Source organism: Mycoplana sp. BE70 (genome assembly GCF_031455855.1).
GTDB lineage: Bacteria > Pseudomonadota > Alphaproteobacteria > Rhizobiales > Rhizobiaceae > Mycoplana.
Map to the genome: position 1 here is coordinate 41,579 of NZ_JAVDTM010000006.1, position 19,435 is coordinate 61,013.

General features: G+C 65.9%; 23 protein-coding genes. All 23 read left to right on the top strand.

Going from position 1 to position 19,435, the window contains the following annotated elements:
• Nucleotides 1-360: 360 nt before the first annotated feature.
• The 23 genes from J2Y48_RS12345 to J2Y48_RS12455 all read left to right on the top strand — a co-directional run bounded on the left by J2Y48_RS12345 (nucleotide 361) and on the right by J2Y48_RS12455 (nucleotide 19,434).
• On the top strand, nucleotides 361-930 hold the full coding sequence (locus tag J2Y48_RS12345; RefSeq protein WP_310417932.1) for a head-tail connector protein: 570 nt from the start codon (nucleotides 361-363) through the stop codon (nucleotides 928-930).
• Nucleotides 930-1,262 (top strand): phage head closure protein, encoded by a 333-nt coding sequence (locus J2Y48_RS12350; protein ID WP_310417935.1) that lies wholly within the window; start codon nucleotides 930-932, stop codon nucleotides 1,260-1,262. Before J2Y48_RS12345 ends, J2Y48_RS12350 begins: the two co-directional genes overlap by 1 nt.
• The gene (locus J2Y48_RS12355) at nucleotides 1,259-1,660 is read left to right on the top strand and encodes a DUF3168 domain-containing protein (RefSeq protein ID WP_310417938.1); all 402 of its coding nucleotides are present in this window, start codon (nucleotides 1,259-1,261) and stop codon (nucleotides 1,658-1,660) included. Before J2Y48_RS12350 ends, J2Y48_RS12355 begins: the two co-directional genes overlap by 4 nt.
• 234 nt (nucleotides 1,661-1,894) lie before the next feature.
• Nucleotides 1,895-2,302, top strand: a complete 408-nt coding sequence (locus J2Y48_RS12360; RefSeq protein WP_310417942.1) for a phage major tail protein, TP901-1 family — start codon at nucleotides 1,895-1,897, stop codon at nucleotides 2,300-2,302.
• Nucleotides 2,302-2,652, top strand: coding sequence for a gene transfer agent family protein (locus tag J2Y48_RS12365; RefSeq protein ID WP_310417945.1), 351 nt, complete (start codon nucleotides 2,302-2,304; stop codon nucleotides 2,650-2,652). Before J2Y48_RS12360 ends, J2Y48_RS12365 begins: the two co-directional genes overlap by 1 nt.
• Before the next feature lie 17 nt (nucleotides 2,653-2,669).
• Nucleotides 2,670-2,951, top strand: coding sequence for a rcc01693 family protein (locus tag J2Y48_RS12370; protein WP_310417948.1), 282 nt, complete (start codon nucleotides 2,670-2,672; stop codon nucleotides 2,949-2,951).
• Nucleotides 2,948-3,487 carry a phage tail tape measure protein gene (locus J2Y48_RS12375; protein ID WP_310417952.1) on the top strand — a complete coding sequence of 180 codons (540 nt, stop codon included), beginning with the start codon at nucleotides 2,948-2,950 and terminating at the stop codon, nucleotides 3,485-3,487. The genes J2Y48_RS12370 and J2Y48_RS12375 overlap by 4 nt, the downstream gene beginning before the upstream one ends.
• A gap of 9 nt (nucleotides 3,488-3,496) precedes the next feature.
• Complete coding sequence (locus J2Y48_RS12380; protein WP_310417955.1) at nucleotides 3,497-4,135, top strand: DUF2460 domain-containing protein; 639 nt, start codon at nucleotides 3,497-3,499, stop codon at nucleotides 4,133-4,135.
• Complete coding sequence (locus J2Y48_RS12385) at nucleotides 4,132-4,410, top strand: DUF2163 domain-containing protein (protein ID WP_310417958.1); 279 nt, start codon at nucleotides 4,132-4,134, stop codon at nucleotides 4,408-4,410. Before J2Y48_RS12380 ends, J2Y48_RS12385 begins: the two co-directional genes overlap by 4 nt.
• Nucleotides 4,322-5,023 carry a DUF2163 domain-containing protein gene (locus J2Y48_RS12390; RefSeq protein ID WP_310417961.1) on the top strand — a complete coding sequence of 234 codons (702 nt, stop codon included), beginning with the start codon at nucleotides 4,322-4,324 and terminating at the stop codon, nucleotides 5,021-5,023. The genes J2Y48_RS12385 and J2Y48_RS12390 overlap by 89 nt, the downstream gene beginning before the upstream one ends.
• Nucleotides 5,016-5,459, top strand: coding sequence for an NlpC/P60 family protein (locus J2Y48_RS12395; RefSeq protein WP_310417964.1), 444 nt, complete (start codon nucleotides 5,016-5,018; stop codon nucleotides 5,457-5,459). Before J2Y48_RS12390 ends, J2Y48_RS12395 begins: the two co-directional genes overlap by 8 nt.
• A 197-nt stretch (nucleotides 5,460-5,656) precedes the next feature.
• Nucleotides 5,657-9,508, top strand: coding sequence for a glycoside hydrolase/phage tail family protein (locus tag J2Y48_RS12400; protein WP_310417967.1), 3,852 nt, complete (start codon nucleotides 5,657-5,659; stop codon nucleotides 9,506-9,508).
• An 18-nt stretch (nucleotides 9,509-9,526) separates the two neighbouring features.
• Nucleotides 9,527-9,736 (top strand): hypothetical protein, encoded by a 210-nt coding sequence (locus tag J2Y48_RS12405; protein WP_310417970.1) that lies wholly within the window; start codon nucleotides 9,527-9,529, stop codon nucleotides 9,734-9,736.
• Nucleotides 9,737-9,837: 101 nt separating this feature from the next.
• Complete coding sequence (locus J2Y48_RS12410; protein WP_310417973.1) at nucleotides 9,838-10,092, top strand: hypothetical protein; 255 nt, start codon at nucleotides 9,838-9,840, stop codon at nucleotides 10,090-10,092.
• A gap of 50 nt (nucleotides 10,093-10,142) precedes the next feature.
• Nucleotides 10,143-10,814: a two-component system response regulator FeuP gene (feuP, locus tag J2Y48_RS12415; protein WP_310417976.1), complete on the top strand. Its 672-nt coding sequence runs from the start codon at nucleotides 10,143-10,145 to the stop codon at nucleotides 10,812-10,814.
• Nucleotides 10,804-12,225, top strand: a complete 1,422-nt coding sequence (locus J2Y48_RS12420; protein ID WP_310417979.1) for a HAMP domain-containing sensor histidine kinase — start codon at nucleotides 10,804-10,806, stop codon at nucleotides 12,223-12,225. The genes feuP and J2Y48_RS12420 overlap by 11 nt, the downstream gene beginning before the upstream one ends.
• Before the next feature lie 115 nt (nucleotides 12,226-12,340).
• Complete coding sequence (locus J2Y48_RS12425; RefSeq protein WP_310417990.1) at nucleotides 12,341-12,769, top strand: hypothetical protein; 429 nt, start codon at nucleotides 12,341-12,343, stop codon at nucleotides 12,767-12,769.
• Nucleotides 12,770-12,876: 107 nt separating this feature from the next.
• The gene (gene ccmI / locus J2Y48_RS12430; protein ID WP_310417994.1) at nucleotides 12,877-14,007 is read left to right on the top strand and encodes a c-type cytochrome biogenesis protein CcmI; all 1,131 of its coding nucleotides are present in this window, start codon (nucleotides 12,877-12,879) and stop codon (nucleotides 14,005-14,007) included.
• Nucleotides 14,004-14,456 carry a cytochrome c maturation protein CcmE gene (gene ccmE / locus J2Y48_RS12435; protein WP_310417996.1) on the top strand — a complete coding sequence of 151 codons (453 nt, stop codon included), beginning with the start codon at nucleotides 14,004-14,006 and terminating at the stop codon, nucleotides 14,454-14,456. The genes ccmI and ccmE overlap by 4 nt, the downstream gene beginning before the upstream one ends.
• Complete coding sequence (locus J2Y48_RS12440) at nucleotides 14,453-16,444, top strand: heme lyase CcmF/NrfE family subunit (protein WP_310418000.1); 1,992 nt, start codon at nucleotides 14,453-14,455, stop codon at nucleotides 16,442-16,444. The genes ccmE and J2Y48_RS12440 overlap by 4 nt, the downstream gene beginning before the upstream one ends.
• Nucleotides 16,441-16,926 carry a cytochrome c-type biogenesis protein gene (locus J2Y48_RS12445; protein ID WP_310418003.1) on the top strand — a complete coding sequence of 162 codons (486 nt, stop codon included), beginning with the start codon at nucleotides 16,441-16,443 and terminating at the stop codon, nucleotides 16,924-16,926. Before J2Y48_RS12440 ends, J2Y48_RS12445 begins: the two co-directional genes overlap by 4 nt.
• A gap of 144 nt (nucleotides 16,927-17,070) precedes the next feature.
• Nucleotides 17,071-18,633 carry a Do family serine endopeptidase gene (locus J2Y48_RS12450; RefSeq protein WP_310418006.1) on the top strand — a complete coding sequence of 521 codons (1,563 nt, stop codon included), beginning with the start codon at nucleotides 17,071-17,073 and terminating at the stop codon, nucleotides 18,631-18,633.
• Between the two features lie 117 nt (nucleotides 18,634-18,750).
• Nucleotides 18,751-19,434 carry a response regulator transcription factor gene (locus J2Y48_RS12455; protein WP_310418008.1) on the top strand — a complete coding sequence of 228 codons (684 nt, stop codon included), beginning with the start codon at nucleotides 18,751-18,753 and terminating at the stop codon, nucleotides 19,432-19,434.
• The last annotated feature ends 1 nt before the right edge of the window (nucleotide 19,435 follow it).

Here is a 19,435-nt window from a genome sequence, read left to right on the forward strand (position 1 = left end):
CTATACCCGACCGTCTCCAGTAGCGGTCTCATGCGCGTTGTCATGGCGGTTCCGCCCCTCTTCCGCCTGCCGGCCCCTTCTCCCCGCAAGCGGGGCGAAGGGGTGCTGCCGCGACGGCAAGCGTCCCCTCTTCCCGCCTGCGGGGAGAGGGCCAGGGTGAGGGGCGACGCTCGGCATAAGCGACAACAACCGGAATGACCGTTTGTGTGTTTTGCCGTTTCGCGCCAGCGGCCGGTTTCCCGCCGCCGGGGCGAGAGCGGGTGCGGTTTCCTCCCGCCGCATCCGCCCGCTATTTTCGCGGCCGCCTGGCCCGCGTGTTGGGTTTGAGATTGCCCTTTCTCCTCAATTGAGAGACCTGCCATGACCATTGTCGAACTGATGCCGCCGGGGGCGGAGCCGATCACGCTTGCCGAGGTGAAGGCGCATCTGCGCCTGGACGGAAGTGCCGAGGATGAACTTCTCGGATCGCTGATCCGCACCGCGCGGGACCACCTGGAACGCGAGACGGGGCTGGCGCTGATCGCCCGCCCGTTTCGCCTCTACCTCGACGACTGGCCGGAAGAACGGGTGATTCAGATTGCCAGAGGGCCGGTGCAAGCGATTGAAAGCGTTACCGTATACGACGATGTTGGCGCGCCGCTTGAAGTCGGTCTCATAGGTGCGGTGCTCGATGGTAATGCAAGGCCGGCGCGGCTTCTCATGTCGGCCTTGCCGGCGCCGGGGAGGGCGCTGAACGGGATCGAGATCGACTTCACCGCCGGCTTCGGCGAGGCGGGAACGGACGTGCCGGACACACTGAAGCGGGCGCTGATGATCCACGTGGCGGCGATGTACGAACTGCGCGGGGTGATGTCTGCCGACGATCAGCCGGGGGGCGTGCCCGCCGGTTACGACCGGCTGGTCGCGCCGTTCCGGATGCGGAGGCTGTGATGAAGCGACCGGTGATCGATCCCGGCGCCTTCTCGGCGCTACTGACCGTCGAGCAGGCGGTCGAGGTTGCGGACGGCCAAGGCGGCGTGATCCGGACCCATGCGGCAACGGCTGCCGTCTGGGCGCGGATCGAGCCGGCTACCGCGGACAGAGTTTTGGCTGCCGGCGCGCAGGCGATGACGGTGACGCACCGGATCTGGTTGCGCCATCGCTCCGACCTGCGGAGCGGCATGCGATTGCGCAAGGGCGCGCGCGTCTTCGAGATCAGGACCTTCCGAGATCCGGACGAGACGGCGCGCTACCTTGTCTGCGAGTGTGAGGAGACGGAATGAGGAGCGCTGCCTCAACCCTGCAGAAGGCGATCCACCAGCGGCTTTCCGAAGACGCGGCGCTGACGGCGCTGATCGGCGTAGACGGCGTGTGCGACCGGCTGCTCGACCGGCAAAGGATGCCACTGGTGGTCATCGAGGCGGTCGAGAGCCGCAACCTTTCGACATCGACGGACGAGGGCGAGGAGCACTGGCTGACGCTGGTCGCCTGGTCGAAGGGAGGCGGGCACCTGGAGGTGCAGACGATCGTGGCAAGGGTTCGCGCGTTGCTGGACAATGCGGACCTGACGCTCGACGGATGTCATCTCGTCAGTCTGCTGCACCGCTCGACCCGGATCGCGCGGGATGGAACGAAGGCATTGCATCGCGCGGAAATGCGGTTTCGGGCGGTGACGGAGTAGGCGGCATAGCCGGACGGCAGGACCGCTGACGACGGTTCCGCGCACGAGGGCTGTTCAGGTTGCTGGAAGCGCACCGTCGTGTCCGGCCATCCCGCACTCAGTGCCAGCCCGCAGGAGTATTTTCGCGCCGTGGACGCGGCGCGGCTGGATCCCGGCTCAAGGCCGGGATGACGGAAGAATCAAACGAGGCGTTCTTTCGGGGCGCCTTTCTCGTTTTTGGAAAGGAACAGGCGGATGGTGGCGCAGAAGGGGCGGGACCTCTTGTTGAAGGTCGAGGATGGCGGGAGCTTCGTCACGGTCGCGGGCTTGCGGTCGAAGAAGCTCTCCTTCAATGCGCAGGCGGTGGACGTGACCGACGCGCAGTCGGTGGGCCGTTGGCGTGAGTTGCTCGGGGGCGCGGGCGTGCAGCGGGCGTCGGTGTCGGGAAGCGGCATCTTCAAGGACCAGGCGTCGGACGCGCTGGTGCGGGCGGCGTTCTTTGCCGGCACGATCCTGTCGTGGGAACTGGTCATTCCCGATTTCGGGACGGTCGCCGAGGCTTTCCAGATCACCGCGCTCGAATATTCCGGAGCGCATGACGGGGAAATGCTGTTCGAACTGTCGCTGGAATCGGCCGGCGCTCTGACGTTCGCGGTGCTGTGATGGTCGGGCGCGCCAATCGCCGGCGGGGCGAGATCGAGGCGGTCTTCGACGGGGAGCGGCGGATCCTGTGCCTGACGCTCGGAGCGCTTGCGGAACTCGAGACCGCCTTTGCGGTCGATAATCTGGACGATCTCGCACGACGGTTTTCGCGCGGCGGCATCAGCGCGCGCGACATCATCCGTATTCTCGGTGCGGGCCTGCGCGGCGGCGGCAATCTCTACGGCGACGAGGATGTGGCCGGGATGATGACGGAGGACGGCCTCGAGGGCTCTGCACGCACGGTCGCGGCGTTGCTTTCGGCCACGTTCGGTTCGGGCGAGACCTCGGGAGACGGGCGAAAAAACCCTTAGGTGCCGCATCCGGCGAATTGAGCCGCGAGGCGGCGCCCTTCCCCTGGGAGGCGGTGCTGCACGCGGGGCTCTGCCGGATGCGGCTTGATCCCAAGATATTCTGGACGATGACTCCGCTCGAGTTTGCGATCGCGGCCGGTCTTGGCGACGGCGGCGGTGGCGCGCCGGACCGGCGGGGGCTGGAAGCGCTGATGCAGGCGTTTCCCGATGCGCGGCTCCGAGCGGCAAGCGCGAGGAACGGAGCGGACGACGATCATCCCCGGCATGGGGCGACATGCTTTCGAGGAGCGGAAAGATGACGGAAACGGATGGCAGGCCGGTCGCCGAGACGGTGGAGAGTGCGGAGGCGCTGAGGTCCGTCTTCGACGACCTCGAGGCGCGATCGCGCTCGTTCGGGGCAGCGCTGACCGGCGCGCTGAAATCGGCGACGGTAGACGGTCGTGGGCTCGAGGATGTGCTGAAAGGTCTGGCCTTAAGGATCAGCAATATCGGGCTGTCGGTCGGCCTGAAACCGCTGGAGGGTTTGCTCGCGTCCGGGATCTCCGGGCTGGCAGGCAAAGTGACACCGTTTGCCAAGGGCGGCGTGGTCGCCGCACCGACCTATTTTTCCGCCGGCGGCGGCTTGGGACTGATGGGCGAGGCCGGGGCGGAGGCAATCCTGCCGTTGCGGCGCGGCGCCGACGGATCGCTCGGCGTGGCGGCCAGCGAGGGCGGCGGAGGAACCAGCATCGTCTTCAACGTGACCGCCACGGATGCGGCAAGTTTCATGCGCTCGCAGGGACAGGTCGCCGCGATGCTGACGCGGGCGGTCGGGCGCGGGCAGCGGGGGCTCTGAGAGATGGCCATGACGGGATTTCACGAGGTGCGCTTTCCGCTGCGGATCGCGCTCGGCACGAGCGGCGGGCCGGTGCGGCGCACCGACATCGTCTCGCTCTCCAACGGGCGGGAAAACCGGAACCGCCGCTGGCATGACGCCAGGCGGCGCTACGATGCGGGCTCCGGCGTCCGCTCCGTCGACGATCTCTATGCGGTTCTCGCCTTCTTCGAGGCGCGGGCGGGCCAGCTCTACGGCTTCCGCTTCCGCGATCCGGTCGATTTCAAGTCCTGCGCCCCGACCAATGCGATCTCTGCCAGCGACCAGCGCATCGGGACCGGTGATGGAACGACGGCGGCGTTTCAATTGACCAAGACCTATCAGGATACCGGCGGGGCGACGACGCGAACGATTGCAAAGCCGGTGGCGGGCAGCGTCGTGGTTTCGATTGCCGACGTCGCCGTTCCGGCGGGGCAATATGCCGTCGACCATGCGACGGGCGTTGTCACTTTCACGGCCGGGGCTGTCCCGAAAAGCGGCCAGGCGGTGCGGGCGGGCTTCGAGTTCGACGTGCCGGTGCGTTTCGACACCGACCGCATCGACATCGACCTTGCGCAGTTCAACGCCGGGCGCATTCCTTCCATCCCGTTGGTGGAGATCGCGCCATGAGAAGGATCCCCTCGGAACTCGCCGACCATCTCGCCGGTGACGCGACGACAGTTTGCCAATGCTGGCGGGTGACGCGCAGGGACGGCACGGTTTTGGGCTTTACCGAGCACGATCGTGACCTGGTATTTGCGGGGCTCACCTATCGCGCCCGCAAGCGGTTTTCAGGCGAGCGACGCCGAAACGGGCGTGGGACTGGCAGCCGAGGCAAGCGAGATTGCCGGCGGCTTCTCGTCCGCCGCAATCAGCGAGGCGGAACTCGTCGCCGGACGCTATGACGGGGCGCGGGTCGAGGTGTTTCTCGTCGACTGGCAAGCGCCCAGTCGGCGGGTGCTGTTGCGCACCGGCGAAATCGGCGAGGTGACGCGGGCCGGTGCGGCGTTTCGTGCCGAACTGCGACGAATGACCCACGCGCTCGACCAGGTAAAGGGGCGAATCTATGCGCATCGTTGCGACGCCGTGCTCGGCGACGCGCGCTGTGGTCTCGATCTGGATGCCGCGGGCCTGAAGGGGAACGGCGCGATCGCCGCGATCGTCGACGAGCGGCGACTGCGCGTTTCCGGCCTCGGCGGGTACAAGACGCAACACCTCCGCTATGGCCTGCTGACCTTCGTCGACGGTGCCAATGCGGGGCTGTCGGCGGATATCGAGGATCACCGCAGCGGCGGTGGCGCGGTGGAACTGACGCTTTGGCTGCCAACGTCGCTGACGCTCAAGCCCGGCGACCGGTTCACTGTCGTCGCCGGCTGCGACAAGAGCTTTGCGACCTGCAGGCAGAAGTTCGCCAACCAGATCAATTTTCGCGGCTTTCCGCATATGCCGGGGAGCGACTTCGCGTATGGCTATGCCGACGGCGACACGGTTCATGACGGGAGGCCGCTCTATGAGTGAGGGTCGACACGCCGACACCGTGGTGGCGATCGCGCGCGGCTGGATCGGCACTCCCTACCGGCACCAGGCGAGTCTTAAGGGCGTGGGCAGTGATTGCCTTGGTCTCGTGCGCGGCGTCTGGCGCGAGCTTTACGGCCGCGAGCCTGAGGAGGCGGGACCGTACCAGCCGGACTGGGCCGAGCGGGGTGGCGAGGACCGGCTGCTTGCGGCAGCGCTACGGCATTTCGGGCCGGCGCTGGATTTGGCGCAAATGCAGGCCGGCGATGTGCTGCTGTTTCGCTGGCATGCGGGCTGCCCGGCCAAGCATCTGGGCATTCTCAGCGGACCGGACCGCTTCATCCACGCCTACGAGCAGGCGGCGGTGATCGAGTCTTCGCTCGTGCCGGCCTGGCGACGGCGGATCTGCGCCGTCTTCCGGTTTCCGGAACGGGTTTGAACTGCGCTCCACGCTTCCGTCATGCCGGACCCGACTTGGCATCCAGCGCGCTCAAGTCCTTGAGCGCGGAAGGTTCTCTCGCGCCGCCGACGCGGCGCGGCTGGACCCCGGATCAGGTCCGGGGTGACGGGAGGAGGGGGCGGGCGATCACCAAAACCAACCTCTCAAGTCACGCACAACCGAGCCAGAGGCTTTAAATGGCGACGATACTCTTTCAGGCGGCCGGCGCGGCGCTTGGCGGCATCTTCGGACCGCTGGGCGCGATTGCGGGACGAGCCATCGGCGCGCTCGCGGGATCTGCCGTCGACCAGGCGCTGCTCGGAGGCAGTCACTCGACGATCGAGCGAAACAGACTGCAGGATGCGCGCATCCCCGGTGCGGACGAGGGGGCGGGGATCATCCGGGCCTACGGTACCGCGCGCGTCGGCGGCACGCTGATCTGGGCGACACGCTTTGACGAGGAGGTGACCTCCGAGCGCGCCGGCGGCAAGGCGACGGGACCGCGCGTCGAGACCTATCGCTACTTCGCCAATTTTGCGGTCGGCATCTGCGAGGGGCCGATTGCCGCCATCCGCCGTGTCTGGGCCGACGGGCGCGAGCTCGACCTGACGGATATCCCGATGCGGATCCACCGCGGCGGGGCGAACCAGCAGCCCGATCCGCTGGTCGAGGCAAAGCAAGGCGCGGGGAACGCGCCTGCCTATCGGGGGCTCGCCTACGCCGTCTTCGAGCGCCTGCCGCTCGACGGTTTCGGCAATCGCATTCCGATCCTGCAGTTCGAGGTGCTGAAGCCGACGGGGACGCTGGAGAAGCGCATTCGCGCCGTGACGATCATTCCCGGTTCCAGCGAGCACGGCTACGATCCGCGCAAGGTGACCGAGCGTCTCGGCGCGGGCGAGGGGCGCAACATCAACCGCAACAACCGGATCGCCACCTCCGACTGGACGGCATCGATCGACGAGTTGCAGGCACTTTGCCCCAATGTCGAGCGCGTGGCGCTGGTCGTCGCCTGGTTCGGCACCGACCTGCGCGCGGGCCAGTGCCGGATCGTGCCGGGCGTGGAGGTTTTGGCGCGCAGCGACGAGAGCCGGCCCTGGCGGGTCAGCGGCATCGGCCGCGGTGCCGCCCACCTCGTCAGTCGGAACGATGGCGGGCCGGCCTATGGCGGCACGCCGTCGGACGAGAGCGTCGTGGCGGCGATCGCGGACCTGAAGCAACGGGGGTTGAAGGTCTATCTCTATCCCTTTGTGTTGATGGACGTGCCGGCCGGCAACGATCTGCCCGACCCCTATGGTGGCATCGGTCAGGCGGCCTATCCCTGGCGGGGGCGGATCACCTGTCACCCGGCGACGGGCCGGCCCGGGAGCGCCGACAGGACGGCTTCGGCGCGCAGCCAGGTCGAGGCGTTTTGCGGCAGTGCCACGGCCGGCGACTACACCATCTCCGGCACCTCAATCGCATCCCGAGCCACAGACGAGGGGTATCGGCGGATGGTGCTGCACTATGCGCATCTCGCCGAGGCAGCAGGCGGCGTGGACGGCTTCATCATCGGCTCGGAGATGCGCGGGCTGACACAGCTGCGCGATGGGGCGGGAGCCTTCCCGTTCGTCGAGGCGCTGTGCGACCTGGTGCAGGACGTGCGCGCCATCGTCGGGCCGGCGACGAAGCTGACCTACGGCGCCGACTGGAGCGAGTACTTCGGCTATCACCCTGCGGACGGCAGCGGCGAGGTGCATTTCAACCTCGATCCGCTCTGGGCCTCGCCTGCGATCGATGCGGTCGGCATCGACAACTACATGCCGCTTTCCGACTGGCGCGACGGCGACGCGCTTTCCGGCAATCCGGACGGCTTCCGCCTGCCGGACGACGAGGATGCCATGCGCGGCATGATCGAAAGCGGCGAGGGCTTCGACTGGTACTATGCGAGCGACGCGGACCGGAGGGCCCGGGTCCGCTCGCCGATTACGGACGGCTTGGCGGGCAAGCACTGGCTGTACCGCTACAAGGATCTGGCCGGTTGGTGGACGAACCGGCATTTCAAGCGCGCCGGCGGGACCGAAGCGTCGACGGCGTCGGCCTGGGTGCCGCGCTCGAAGCCGATCTGGTTGACGGAGCTCGGATGCCCGGCCGTCGACAAGGGGGCGAACCAGCCGAACGTCTTCACCGATCCGAAGAGCGCGGAAAACGCGCTTCCTTATTTTTCCGCGGGTGGACGCGCCGATGCGATGCAGCGGCGGTTCCTCGATGCCCATCATCGCTGGTGGCAGGGAACCGGCGCGGAGCCGGGAATGGTCGATCCGGATCACATCTTCGTCTGGACCTGGGACGCGCGGCCCTATCCGGCCTTTCCGGAAAACGATGCGCTTTGGGCTGACGGACACAATTGGCAGCTTGGTCACTGGCTGAACGGCCGGCTCGGGGCGACGACCGTGGCGGACGCGATCGCGGCCATCCTGAAGGATCACGGCTTTGCCGCTTTCGACGTCTCGATGGTGAGCGGCGACCTGGTGGGGTTCGTGCAAGCGGATCCGGGCTCAGCGCGCAGTCTGCTGGAGCCGCTGATGGCGGCGTTCCAGATCGATGCGGTCGAGGAGAACGGTATCCTGCACTTCCGTTCGCGTTTGCGGGCGGCGCTGCCGGCCATCGCCATCGACGTGCTCGCCGAGCGACCTGAGGAAGCCGCCTTCGAGGAGGTGCGCAGCCATCCGAGCGAATTCGCGGGCGAGGCGATCCTGGACCATGCCTCCGACGGATCCGCCTATCAGCGGGTGACGGCGCGCTCGCGGCGGATGACGGCGGAGAACGATCGCATGCTGCGGCTGTCGCTGCCGGCGGTGCTGCACGCCGGCGCTGCTTCGGGAAGCGTCGAAGCCGCGCTGCGCGATCACCGCGCCGCGATGCGGAAGCTGACGTTCCGGCTACCGTCAAACGCGCTCAACGTGATGCCGGGTGACGTCGTACGACTGAATGATGGACCTGAGGAACGCTTTCTGGTGACGCGGATCACTGAGGGCGCCGTGCGTGAGGTGGAGGCGCGCAGCTTCGCCGGTGGCGAGGCATGTGCGCCGGCGCCGCCCGCCAGGCCGTCTACGCAGGCCGGTGGGGGACTGGAGGCCGCTGCATTCCTGCCCGAAATCCAGTTTCTCGACCTGCCCCGCTTCGAGACCGGGCCGGCGGAGAGCTTTGCCCGCGTCGGCGCCTACGCGAGACCCTGGCGGCCGATCCTCATCTCGTCCTCGCCCGGGAGCGATGGCTACGCTCCGCGCGTGCGGCTCGATCGGCCGGCGCGCATCGGCCGGCTGACGACGGCGCTTGAGGCGGGAGCCTGGGGCCGTTTCGACCATGCGCACACGATCGAACTCGACATGCCCTTCGGAGGGCTTTCTTCAAAGGGACGAAACGCGGTGCTCGGCGGGGAAAACCGCATCGCGATTGCCTCGCCGTCCGGACGCTGGGAGATCGCCGGCTTTCTGGAGGCGGAAGAGACCTCCCGGCGGCATTGGCGGTTGAGCGGTCTGTTGCGCGGGCTTGCGGGCAGCGAGGACGTGATGGCGGAGGGGCATGAAACGGGGGCTGCCGCGGTGTTCCTGGATGTCGCCGTTCAACCGCTGGCGTTGTCGGCGGAGGAGGCGGGCCGCAGCGTCAACTGGATCGCCGAGGCGAGGGGCGTGACGGAGGCTCCCACTGCGTTCGCGTTTGCAGGCGGGGTGCGCGCAAAAATGCCGATCGCGCCCGTGCACCTGAAAGGCCGGCGACTTGCCGAGGGCGGAATTCGCTTTTCCTGGACGCGACGGGCGCGGCTGAACGCGGATGGCTGGGACGGCTACGACGTCCCTCTCGACGAGCCGTTCGAGGCCTATCGCCTCGAGATATTTTCCGGGGAGGCAGTCGCTCGCACTGTCGAAACCGAATGGCCGTTCTTCGACTACGCGGCAGCCGACGAGATCGCCGATCTCGGTGGCACGCAGACGCAGATCACCATCCGTGTCCGGCAGCTCGGTCTTGCCGTTCGGGATGGAATCCCCTCGCAGAAGGTGGTGACACTCTGAAGTAGAAAGGATCGTCTCATGAATGCAGACCTCAAACCCTGGTATCTGTCGAAAACCGTCTGGGGCGGCGTGCTGGCGATCGTCGCATCGCTTGCGAACCTCGCCGGGCTGGGCATCGGCAGCCTCGAGCAGGCCGAACTCGCCGACCACATCACCGCGCTTCTGGCCGCCGCGGGTGGAATCGTTGCCATAGCGGGGCGGATCGTGGCGCAAAGAAAGCTCAAATAACGGGCACGCCGGGGCGTGAATTGCGCTGCCACATTCATTTGCCATTCAGCGTCGTTCGGTTAATTCTGGCGCCACATTGTTACTGCCATGAAAGTGTGTCTATGACCTCGCCCTTCCTCATCGCCGCAACTGCGGCCAGCCTGGCGGCGTTCGCTCAGCCAGCCGCAGACCGTCCGACCGGCGTGCTGCCGGCGGCGGCCGATTGCAGCGAGGCCGCGCGTCAAGTCGTCTCCGACACGGGTGGCGAACTGCTTTCGGCGCAGCCACGAAATGGTGTATGCGTGGTTACTGTTCTGGTCCCCGGCAAGGGCAATGCGCGTCCGCGCAAGATCACCGTCCGGGTGCCGATGCAATAATCGGCCGGATCGCCGCACGGGCGGTCCGCTGAAGGAAGGAAAACCGACAGATGCGCATTCTCGTGGTCGAAGACGACGAAAACCTCAATCGTCAGCTGGCCGAGGCGTTGAAGGAGGCCGGCTATGTGGTCGACCAGGCCTATGACGGCGAGGAGGGGCACTACCTCGGAGACGCCGAACCCTACGATGCGGTCATCCTCGACATCGGCCTGCCGGAACTGGACGGCATCACCGTGCTCGAGAAATGGCGTGCGGACGGCAAGCGCATGCCGGTGCTGTTGCTGACGGCGCGCGATCGGTGGAGCGACAAGGTTGCCGGCATCGACGCGGGCGCCGACGACTACGTGGCAAAACCGTTCCACGTCGAGGAGGTGCTGGCACGCATCCGCGCGCTGATCCGCCGCGCGGCAGGGCACGCCAGCTCCGAGATCGTCTGCGGCCCGGTCCGGCTCGACACCAAGGGATCGAAGGCGACGGTCAACGGCGCGGCGCTGAAGCTGACCTCGCACGAGTACCGGCTGCTCTCCTATCTGATGCATCACATGGGGCAGGTGGTTTCGCGCACCGAACTGGTCGAGCACATGTACGACCAGGACTTCGACCGGGACAGCAACACCATCGAGGTGTTTGTCGGCCGGCTCCGCAAGAAGATCGGCGTCGACCTGATCGAGACCGTCCGCGGCCTCGGTTACCGTATGCAAGCGCCGAACGATGGCCGTTAGGGCACCAAGAGGCGCGCGGTCGCTCACCTTCCGCGTGCTGCTGCTCGCGTCGCTATGGTCGATGGTGGCGCTAATCGTCATCGCGCTTGCGATTTCGACCCTGTATCGCCGCAGTGCCGAGTCCAGTTTCCAGGACCTGCTGCGGGCACAGCTCTACAACGTCATCAACTCCGTCTCCACCGATGATCAGTTCCAGTTGACCGGCAGCCCGCAACTGGGCGACTTGCGATTCTCGCAGCCGCAAACCGGCTGGTACTGGATCGTCGAGCCGATCGGGGAAAACTTCCCGAGCGAACCGATGTCGTCGACCTCGCTCGGCTACGGCAGCATCCCCATCCCCGATACGGAGACCATCCCCTTCGACACGCGCTATGAGCGCTACTACACGACCGAGGACACGTTCGGAAATACGGTCGAGGTGGTCGAAACCGAGGTGGTGCTGGACCAAGACGGACGGACGGCGCGCTTCCGTGTCGCCGGCAACCGGAATGTGCTCGAGGACGACATCAGCGCGTTTTCCCGCAATCTCTATCTGGCGCTGGTCGGCTTCGGTGTCGGCAGTCTTGTGCTCAATGCGATTGCGATCCTGATCGGCCTGAGGCCGCTTGATCACGTGCGCAAGGCGCTGGAACAGATCCGTGCCGGCCAGGCCGAGCGGCTCGGTGGCGTCTTCCCGCGCGAGATCCAGCCGCTGGTCAGCGAGGTGAACGCGCTGATCGACAGCAACCGCCGCATCATCGAGCGGGCGCGCATGCAGGTCGGCAACCTGGCCCATTCGCTAAAGACGCCGATCGCCGTTCTGCTGAACGAGGCACGCGTGCTCGTCGCCCCGCATGGCGAGCTGGTCCGCAACCAGGCGGAGGCCATGCAGAGCCAGGTGCAATCCTACCTCAATCGCGCTCGCATCGCCGCGCAACGGGAGTCGGTGCTGGCGCGGACGGAAGCCGCGTCCGTTCTGCAGCGGCTGGCGCGCGTCATGCGGCGGCTGAATGCCGACATCGAGTTTCCACTGTCGATCCAGCCTGAGGACCTGATGGTGGCGATGGAGCAGCAGGATATCGAGGAGGTTGTGGGCAACCTTCTGGAGAATGCCGCGCGCTACGCGCATAGCACGGTTGCGATCCGGGCGATGCTGGCTCCGGAAGAGACTGGAAACGACGATACCCAGCGCAGGCGTTGGATCGTTCTGGAGGTGGAGGACGATGGGCCCGGCCTTGAGCCGGAACAGATCCAGGAAGCGCTGAAGCGCGGGAAACGGCTGGACGAGAGCAAGCCCGGGACCGGTCTCGGACTGTCGATCGTGCGCGAGATCACCTCCGAGTACCAGGGAACGCTGACGCTTTCCCGCGGCAAGTCGGGCGGGCTCCTGGCGCAACTGATGCTGCCTGCGGTGGCAAAGGATGTTGCCTGACACGGCAGACAATGCAAGATAGGTGCACCGCCTGGGCAGGACCGGCCGGCGGCGTTGGAACCAAAGCGAAAACAGGCAGAAAAGGCGTGAAATGAAGCGGACTTACCGGTTGAACATGAGATCACGTGTTGTCGCGATTCCGGTGGTTGTTGCTTCGATCGGCCTTGCCGGCTGCAGTACGACGTCCGGTCGCACCTCGGCCACGGGGAGCACCTCTGCCGGCGTCGTCGTGTCGTCCGCCGCCTATATTGCCGCGCTCGAAGGGGGGCTCGTGTCCCGTACCAAGGGGATCTCCCTGTCGGCGGGCGACCGTCAGCGGGCGCTTGAGGCCGAGTATCGCGCCCTTGAAGCCGCTCCCGGCGGCCAGCCTGTCGTCTGGCAGGGGCGGGGCGTACAGGGCTCGGTCGTGGCAGCGGCCCCCTATCAGGTCGGATCGCAGAACTGCCGGCAATACAGCCATACGCTGATCGTCGGCGGACGCGAGACAGTGAGCCGCGGGGCCGCATGCCGGACCGCCACGGGGACCTGGACACCGCTGAGTTGAGGCCGCACAGCCGCCGGACCTTGCCAGCTTGCGGCTAAACGCCTCAAATTTCCGTCACTTCTCCTTTTGCAATTGGAAAACGCAAGCCGTTCCATTAATTGGATCGCATGCTTTTCTGGATCCTCGTCGCCGTCATGACCGCCGCCGTCGCGGCCGTATTGCTCCTGCCGCTGCTGCGGGCCGGCCGGAGCGCCGATATTGCGGACGCGCATGACGCCGAAGTCTATCGCGACCAGCTCGATGAACTGAGCCGCGACCAGGCCACAGGGCTGATCGGCGCGGACGAAGCAGAACTGGCGCGGGCTGAAATCGCCCGCCGGCTGATCGCCGCCAAGGGACGCGAGGCGAAAGCGGGGCCGGCGACGTCGGAGCGCCGCAACCGGCTGGCGCAGGTTGCGATCATGGTGCTGTTTCCGGCGATCGGTCTCGGCCTCTATCTTGCCGAGGGAAGCCCCGATCTTCCGGCTCAGCCGCTGGCGGCACGGCTGGCCGAGCCGGGCAACGATCTCAATATCCTGATCGCCAGGGCCGAGCGTCACCTTGTCGACAATCCCGACGACGGGGCGGGTTGGGAGCTGTTGGCGCCGATCTATTTCCGCAACGGCCGCATCGAGGATTCCGCCAACGCCTATCGCGAGGCGATCCGCGTCCTCGGCGCTTCGCCCGAGCGGCTCGACGGCTATGCGGAAGTGTTGATTGCGCTTGCCGACGGCATCGTCACCAAGGATGCGCGCGAGGTCCTGCAACAGTCCGAGGCGCTGGATGCGAAGAATCCGCGCACGCGCTATTATCTGGCGCTGGCGCTGGAACAGGAAGGCAGGCGCGAGGAGGCGAAGGCAGCGTTCGAGGCGCTGGTCAAGGATTCGCCTGCCGACGCGCCCTGGCTGTCGCTCGTCAACCGTCATGTCGCTGCTCTTGGCGGCAACGCCGAGCAGGTGGCTCCAGGCAATCCGAGCGAGCAGGACGTGGCTGCGGCGGGCCAGATGAATGCGGATGATCGCAAGCAGATGATCGCCGGAATGGTGGAAAGCCTCGCCGGCAAGCTGAAGGAAGACCCGGACAATTTCGAGGGATGGATGCGCCTCATCCGGTCCTACGTGGTGCTGGATCAAAGAGAGGCGGCCGCAGAGGCGCTACGCACGGCGCTGAAGAGCTTCCCGCCGGAGAGCGAGAAGGGCAAGCAGTTGCTGGCGTTGGCCGGCGAGCTTGCGATCGTGGCTGAAGGTAACGGACAATGACGAGAAAGCAGAAGCGTTTGGCGGTCATCGGAGGCGGTGTCGCCTTCCTCCTCGCAGCGGTGCTGCTCGTGATGTTCGCCTTCAGCCAGTCGATCGCCTATTTCTACGTTCCGGGTGACCTCGCCACGACCAACGTGCCGCCGGGTACGCGAATTCGGCTTGGTGGCCTCGTCGAGGCCGGGTCGGTAAAACGGGGCCAGGGTTCGACCGTAACGTTTGTCGTCACCGACACGATCGGGACGGTGCCGGTGACCTATACGGGTATCCTCCCGGACTTGTTCCGCGAAGGGCAGGGCGTAGTCGCCGAGGGCGCGTTCGTGGCGGGCGATCCGGTATTCGTGGCCGACACCGTTCTTGCCAAACATGACGAGACCTACATGCCGAAGGACGTGGCGGACCGCCTGGAGGCGCAGGGCGTCACACTCGGCGGCAAGGAGACCATCAAGTGATCATCGAGCTTGGACATTATGCGCTGGTGCTGGTGCTGGCGACGGCCATCATCCAGTCGCTGCTGCCGCTCGCGGGCACATTGCGCAATGATCCTTCGCTGATGGCGGTCGCGCCGTCCTCGGCGATCGCGGGCTTCCTGCTGACGGCGTTCTCCTTCCTCGTCCTGACCTTTGCCTATGTCGTGTCGGATTTCTCCGTGCTGAACGTCTGGGAGAACTCCCATTCGATGAAGCCGCTGATCTACAAGATCTCCGGCGTCTGGGGGAACCATGAGGGCTCGATGATGCTGTGGTTGCTCATCCTGAGCTTCTTCAGCGCCCTCGTGGCGAGCTTCGGCGCCAATCTCCCCGAGCGCCTCAAGGCGAACGTGCTTGCGGTCCAGGGCTGGATCACGGCGGCCTTCGCACTTTTCATCCTGCTGACATCCAACCCCTTCCTGCGCCTTGCTCCGGCGCCGGGCGAGGGCAAGGACCTCAACCCGATCCTGCAGGACGTCGGGCTCGCGATCCATCCGCCACTGCTCTACCTCGGCTATGTCGGCTTCTCCGTCTGCTTCTCCTTTGCGATTGCCGCACTGATCGACGGGCGGATCGATGCAGCCTGGGCGCGATGGGTGCGCCCCTGGGCGCTGGCTGCCTGGAGTTTTCTCACCGCCGGCATCGCCATGGGTTCCTACTGGGCCTATTACGAACTCGGCTGGGGCGGCTGGTGGTTCTGGGACCCGGTGGAAAACGCCTCCTTCATGCCCTGGCTCGCCGGCACGGCCCTGCTGCACTCGGCGCTGGTGATGGAGAAGCGCGAGGCGCTGAAGATCTGGACGGTGCTGCTGGCGATCCTGACCTTCTCGCTGTCGCTGCTCGGCACCTTCCTGGTCCGGTCCGGCGTGCTGACGTCGGTCCATGCCTTTGCCACCGATCCGACGCGCGGCGTGTTCATCCTTGCAATCCTGGTGATCTTCATCGGCGGCGCATTCTCGCTCTTCGCCTTCCGGGCGCCGACTCTGAAGGCCGGGGGCCTGTTCGCGCCGATCTCGCGCGAAGGCGCACTCGTCTTCAACAACCTGATCCTGACGACCGCGGCGGCGACCGTGCTGACCGGCACGCTCTACCCGCTGGTGCTCGAGGCGCTGACGGGTGAAAAGATCTCGGTCGGCGCGCCGTTCTTCAATCTGACTTTCGGACTGCTGATGGTGCCGCTGCTGCTGGCTGTCCCCTTCGGGCCGCTGCTCGCCTGGAAACGGGGCGACCTGCTCGCAGCCGGCCAGCGTCTGTTCGCGGCTGTCGGAATCGGGCTGGCGATCGCGGCAATCTTGCAGTGGACGCACGGCGGCGGGCCGGTCCTCGCCTATTTCGGCCTGGCACTCGGCTTCTACATGCTCGCGGGCGCGGTTACCGACCTGTGGCTGCGCGCCGGCATCGGCAAGGTGAGCGCCAGCGTCGCCCGCAAGCGGCTGTTCGGCCTGCCGGGTTCGGCGTTCGGCACGGCGCTCGCCCATTTCGGTCTCGGCGTGACCGTGATCGGTGTCGTCGCCGTGACGGCCTTCGAGACCGAACATGTCGTGGAGATGAAGCCCGGCGTTACCGTCGAGGCGGGCGGCTATAGCCTGACGTTCGACGGGATGCGCCAGGGGCGGGGACCGAACTACACCGAGGAAAGCGGGCATTTCACCGTCGCCCGCGGCGGCGTCAAGGTCACGGAAGTCTGGTCGTCGAAACGGCTTTACACGGCGCGGCGGATGCCGACGACCGAGGCCGGGATCCGCACGTTCGGGCTGAGCCAGCTCTACGTGTCGCTCGGGGACCCGATGAGCGACGGCGGCATCGTCGTCCGCATCTGGTGGAAGCCGATGATCCTGTGCATCTGGCTCGGTTCGCTGATCATGATGGCGGGCGGGGCGGTATCGTTGTTCGACCGCCGGCTGCGCGTCGGTGCGCCGCAGAAGGCGCGGAGGATCAAGCCCGTGCCAACACTGGAGGCGGCGGAATGATGCGCAGGCTGCTCGTTGTCGTCGCGTTCTTACTGAGCGCCTTTCCGGCCCTTGCGGTAAACCCGGACGAGGTTCTTTCCGATCCGGCGTTGGAGGCGCGCGCCCGCGCGCTGTCTGCCCAGCTTCGTTGCATGGTCTGCCAGAACCAGTCGATCGACGACTCCAATGCTGAACTGGCCCGCGACCTGCGCCTGTTGGTGCGCGAACGGATCGCAAGCGGCGACAACGACGAGGCGGTGATCGATTACGTTGTGTCGCGCTACGGCGAGTTTGTCTTGCTGAAGCCGCGCCTGAAACCGGAAACGATACTGCTATGGGGCGCACCGGCGATTCTCTTCCTGGGCGGGGCAGTCGCGATGGCGATGTTTGTCCGCCGCCGTTCGGGCCAGGCAGTGGGCGTACCGCTGACATCCGAGGAAGGTGCCGCGCTGGAGCGGATCGTCGCGGCGGACGCGGCCGGAAAAGACGAGCGGCAAAGCTAGGCCTCAGCCTAGGAAGCCCTTTTGTTTCAGCATTTTGCGAAGATTACTAAAAATTCATGTCGCGGACAGTGTGCCGTAAGGTTTGGGATCCTATCTCTGGGACATCGAATTTCTTCGAACGACCACAGAGAAAAGGCATCCGCGATGTTCACGCAAAACTCCCTTCGTCCCTCGCTCAAGACGGTCCTGAAGACCTCGACTGTCGCGGGTCTTGCAGCAGTGATGCTATCAACCGGCATCCCGGCCCGCGTCGCCCAGTCCTTTGCCGAGCCGGTCAAGGTCACGGCACCGCAGGTTGCAAGCTTCGGCGATGTCGTCGATGCCGTTTCCCCGGCCGTCGTATCCGTCCGCGTTCAGTCCGACGTCAAGCCGGTCGAGAATGACGGCAATTTCAGCTTCAATTTCGGCGGCCGCGGCTTTGATGAACTGCCGGACGACCATCCGCTCAAGCGCTTCTTCCGCGAGTTCGGCGGCCAGGATGGCGGCCAGCGCGCGCCACGCCAGTTCGGCGACAAGGATGGCGGCAAGCGCAAGGGGCATCTCCGTCCGACCTCGCAGGGTTCCGGCTTCTTCATCTCCGAAGACGGCTATATCGTCACCAACAATCACGTTGTTGACGAAGGCGCGGCCTTCACCGTCATCATGAATGATGGCACGGAACTCGATGCCAAGCTGGTCGGCAAGGACAGCCGGACCGACCTCGCGGTCCTCAAGGTCGACAACAAGGAAAATCACAAGTTCACCTATGTCAATTTCGCCGACGACAGCAAGGTCCGCGTCGGTGACTGGGTCGTGGCCGTCGGTAACCCGTTCGGTCTCGGCGGCACCGTGACGGCCGGCATCATCTCCGCCCGCGGCCGCAACATCGGTTCGGGCCCCTATGACGACTACCTGCAGATCGACGCTGCCGTGAACCGCGGCAACTCGGGTGGCCCGGCCTTCAACCTCGACGGCCAGGTGGTGGGCATCAACACCGCGATCTTCTCGCCCTCCGGCGGCAATGTCGGCATCGCTTTCGCGATCCCCGCCTCGGTCGCCAAGGACGTGGTCGCCGAACTGATGAAGGACGGCAAGGTCGAGCGCGGCTGGCTCGGCGTGCAAATCCAGCCGGTGACGAAGGACATCGCCGAATCGCTCGGCCTGGCCGACGCGCAGGGCGCTCTGGTGGTCGAGCCGCAGTCCGGCTCGCCGGGCGAGAAGGCCGGCATCAAGAAGGGTGACGTGATCACCGCGCTCGATGGCGACACCGTCAAGGACCCGCGCGATCTGGCCAAGCGCGTCGCCGTGGTCAAGCCGGGCACCAATGTCGATCTGTCGGTCTGGCGGAACGGCAAGTCCGAAACGGTCAAGGTGGAGATCGGCAAGCTGGAAAGCGATCAGCAGGCTTCCGCCTCCGAACAGCAGGCAAATCCCGACGAACAGCAGTCCAGCGAACAGGAACTTGCCGATCTCGGCATTTCCGTCAGCCCAGCCGATGACGGCAACGGTGTCATGGTGGCCGCGGTCGACCCGGACTCCGACGCCAGCGATCGTGGCCTGAAGGAAGGCGATCGCATCACCACCGTCAACAACCAGGAAGTCAAGTCCGCGGACGACATCACCAAGGTCATCGACCAGGCCCGCAAGGACGGTCGTTCCAAGGCGCTGTTCCAGGTGGAAACCGATGACGGCAGCCGCTTCCTTGCCCTGCCGATCGACCAGGGCTGATCCGCACAGTTCGATCTGCTGCGCCGCGAAATCGCAAGATTTCGCGGCGTTCGCGTCCCGATCGCCACCGTTGCGGCGGTCTGTTCAAGTGGATGCCAACACGTGTAAGGTCCGGCCATGAAGATATTGATTGTTGAAGACGATCTGGACGCCGCCGCCTATCTCTGCAAGGCGTTTCGCGAGGCAGGAATCGTTTGCGATCACGCTTCCGACGGCGACAGCGGCCTGTTTCTGGCATCGGAGAACAGCTACGACGTGCTCGTGGTGGACAGGATGTTGCCCCGGCGGGATGGTCTGTCGCTGATCTCCGAACTGCGCGCGAAAAGCATCCACACGCCGGCATTGATTCTTTCCGCGCTGGGACAGGTGGACGATCGTGTCACCGGCCTGCGCGCCGGCGGCGACGACTACCTGCCGAAGCCGTATGCGTTCAGTGAACTGCTCGCTCGCGTGGAGGTGCTCGGCCGCCGCAAGGGCACCCCCGATCAGGACATGACCTACCGCGTCGGCGATCTCGAACTGGATCGGCTGGCCCATGTCGTGCGGCGCGGCGGCAAGGAGATACTGCTGCAGCCCCGCGAGTTTCGCTTGCTCGAGTATCTGATGAAAAACGCCGGCCAGGTGGTGACGCGCACCATGCTGCTGGAGAACGTCTGGGACTATCATTTCGATCCGCAGACCAACGTGATCGACGTGCACGTCTCGCGGCTGCGTTCGAAGATCGAAAAGGATTTTGATCAGCCGCTGCTGCGCACGGTGCGCGGCGCCGGATACATGATCAAGGACGAGGTGTCCGCCTGAA

Coding starts and splice junctions, on each gene's coding strand:
- J2Y48_RS12365 (WP_310417945.1), top strand. CDS start 2,302: ATGGTCGGGCGCGCCAATCGCCGGCGGGGCGAGATCGAGGCGGTCTTC.
- J2Y48_RS12350 (WP_310417935.1), top strand. CDS start 930: ATGAAGCGACCGGTGATCGATCCCGGCGCCTTCTCGGCGCTACTGACC.
- J2Y48_RS12360 (WP_310417942.1), top strand. CDS start 1,895: ATGGTGGCGCAGAAGGGGCGGGACCTCTTGTTGAAGGTCGAGGATGGC.
- J2Y48_RS12445 (WP_310418003.1), top strand. CDS start 16,441: ATGATGCGCAGGCTGCTCGTTGTCGTCGCGTTCTTACTGAGCGCCTTT.
- J2Y48_RS12375 (WP_310417952.1), top strand. CDS start 2,948: ATGACGGAAACGGATGGCAGGCCGGTCGCCGAGACGGTGGAGAGTGCG.
- ccmE (WP_310417996.1), top strand. CDS start 14,004: ATGACGAGAAAGCAGAAGCGTTTGGCGGTCATCGGAGGCGGTGTCGCC.
- J2Y48_RS12395 (WP_310417964.1), top strand. CDS start 5,016: ATGAGTGAGGGTCGACACGCCGACACCGTGGTGGCGATCGCGCGCGGC.
- J2Y48_RS12450 (WP_310418006.1), top strand. CDS start 17,071: ATGTTCACGCAAAACTCCCTTCGTCCCTCGCTCAAGACGGTCCTGAAG.
- J2Y48_RS12380 (WP_310417955.1), top strand. CDS start 3,497: ATGACGGGATTTCACGAGGTGCGCTTTCCGCTGCGGATCGCGCTCGGC.
- J2Y48_RS12420 (WP_310417979.1), top strand. CDS start 10,804: ATGGCCGTTAGGGCACCAAGAGGCGCGCGGTCGCTCACCTTCCGCGTG.
- J2Y48_RS12400 (WP_310417967.1), top strand. CDS start 5,657: ATGGCGACGATACTCTTTCAGGCGGCCGGCGCGGCGCTTGGCGGCATC.
- feuP (WP_310417976.1), top strand. CDS start 10,143: ATGCGCATTCTCGTGGTCGAAGACGACGAAAACCTCAATCGTCAGCTG.
- J2Y48_RS12345 (WP_310417932.1), top strand. CDS start 361: ATGACCATTGTCGAACTGATGCCGCCGGGGGCGGAGCCGATCACGCTT.
- J2Y48_RS12405 (WP_310417970.1), top strand. CDS start 9,527: ATGAATGCAGACCTCAAACCCTGGTATCTGTCGAAAACCGTCTGGGGC.
- J2Y48_RS12385 (WP_310417958.1), top strand. CDS start 4,132: ATGAGAAGGATCCCCTCGGAACTCGCCGACCATCTCGCCGGTGACGCG.
- J2Y48_RS12355 (WP_310417938.1), top strand. CDS start 1,259: ATGAGGAGCGCTGCCTCAACCCTGCAGAAGGCGATCCACCAGCGGCTT.
- J2Y48_RS12410 (WP_310417973.1), top strand. CDS start 9,838: ATGACCTCGCCCTTCCTCATCGCCGCAACTGCGGCCAGCCTGGCGGCG.
- J2Y48_RS12425 (WP_310417990.1), top strand. CDS start 12,341: ATGAGATCACGTGTTGTCGCGATTCCGGTGGTTGTTGCTTCGATCGGC.
- ccmI (WP_310417994.1), top strand. CDS start 12,877: ATGCTTTTCTGGATCCTCGTCGCCGTCATGACCGCCGCCGTCGCGGCC.
- J2Y48_RS12455 (WP_310418008.1), top strand. CDS start 18,751: ATGAAGATATTGATTGTTGAAGACGATCTGGACGCCGCCGCCTATCTC.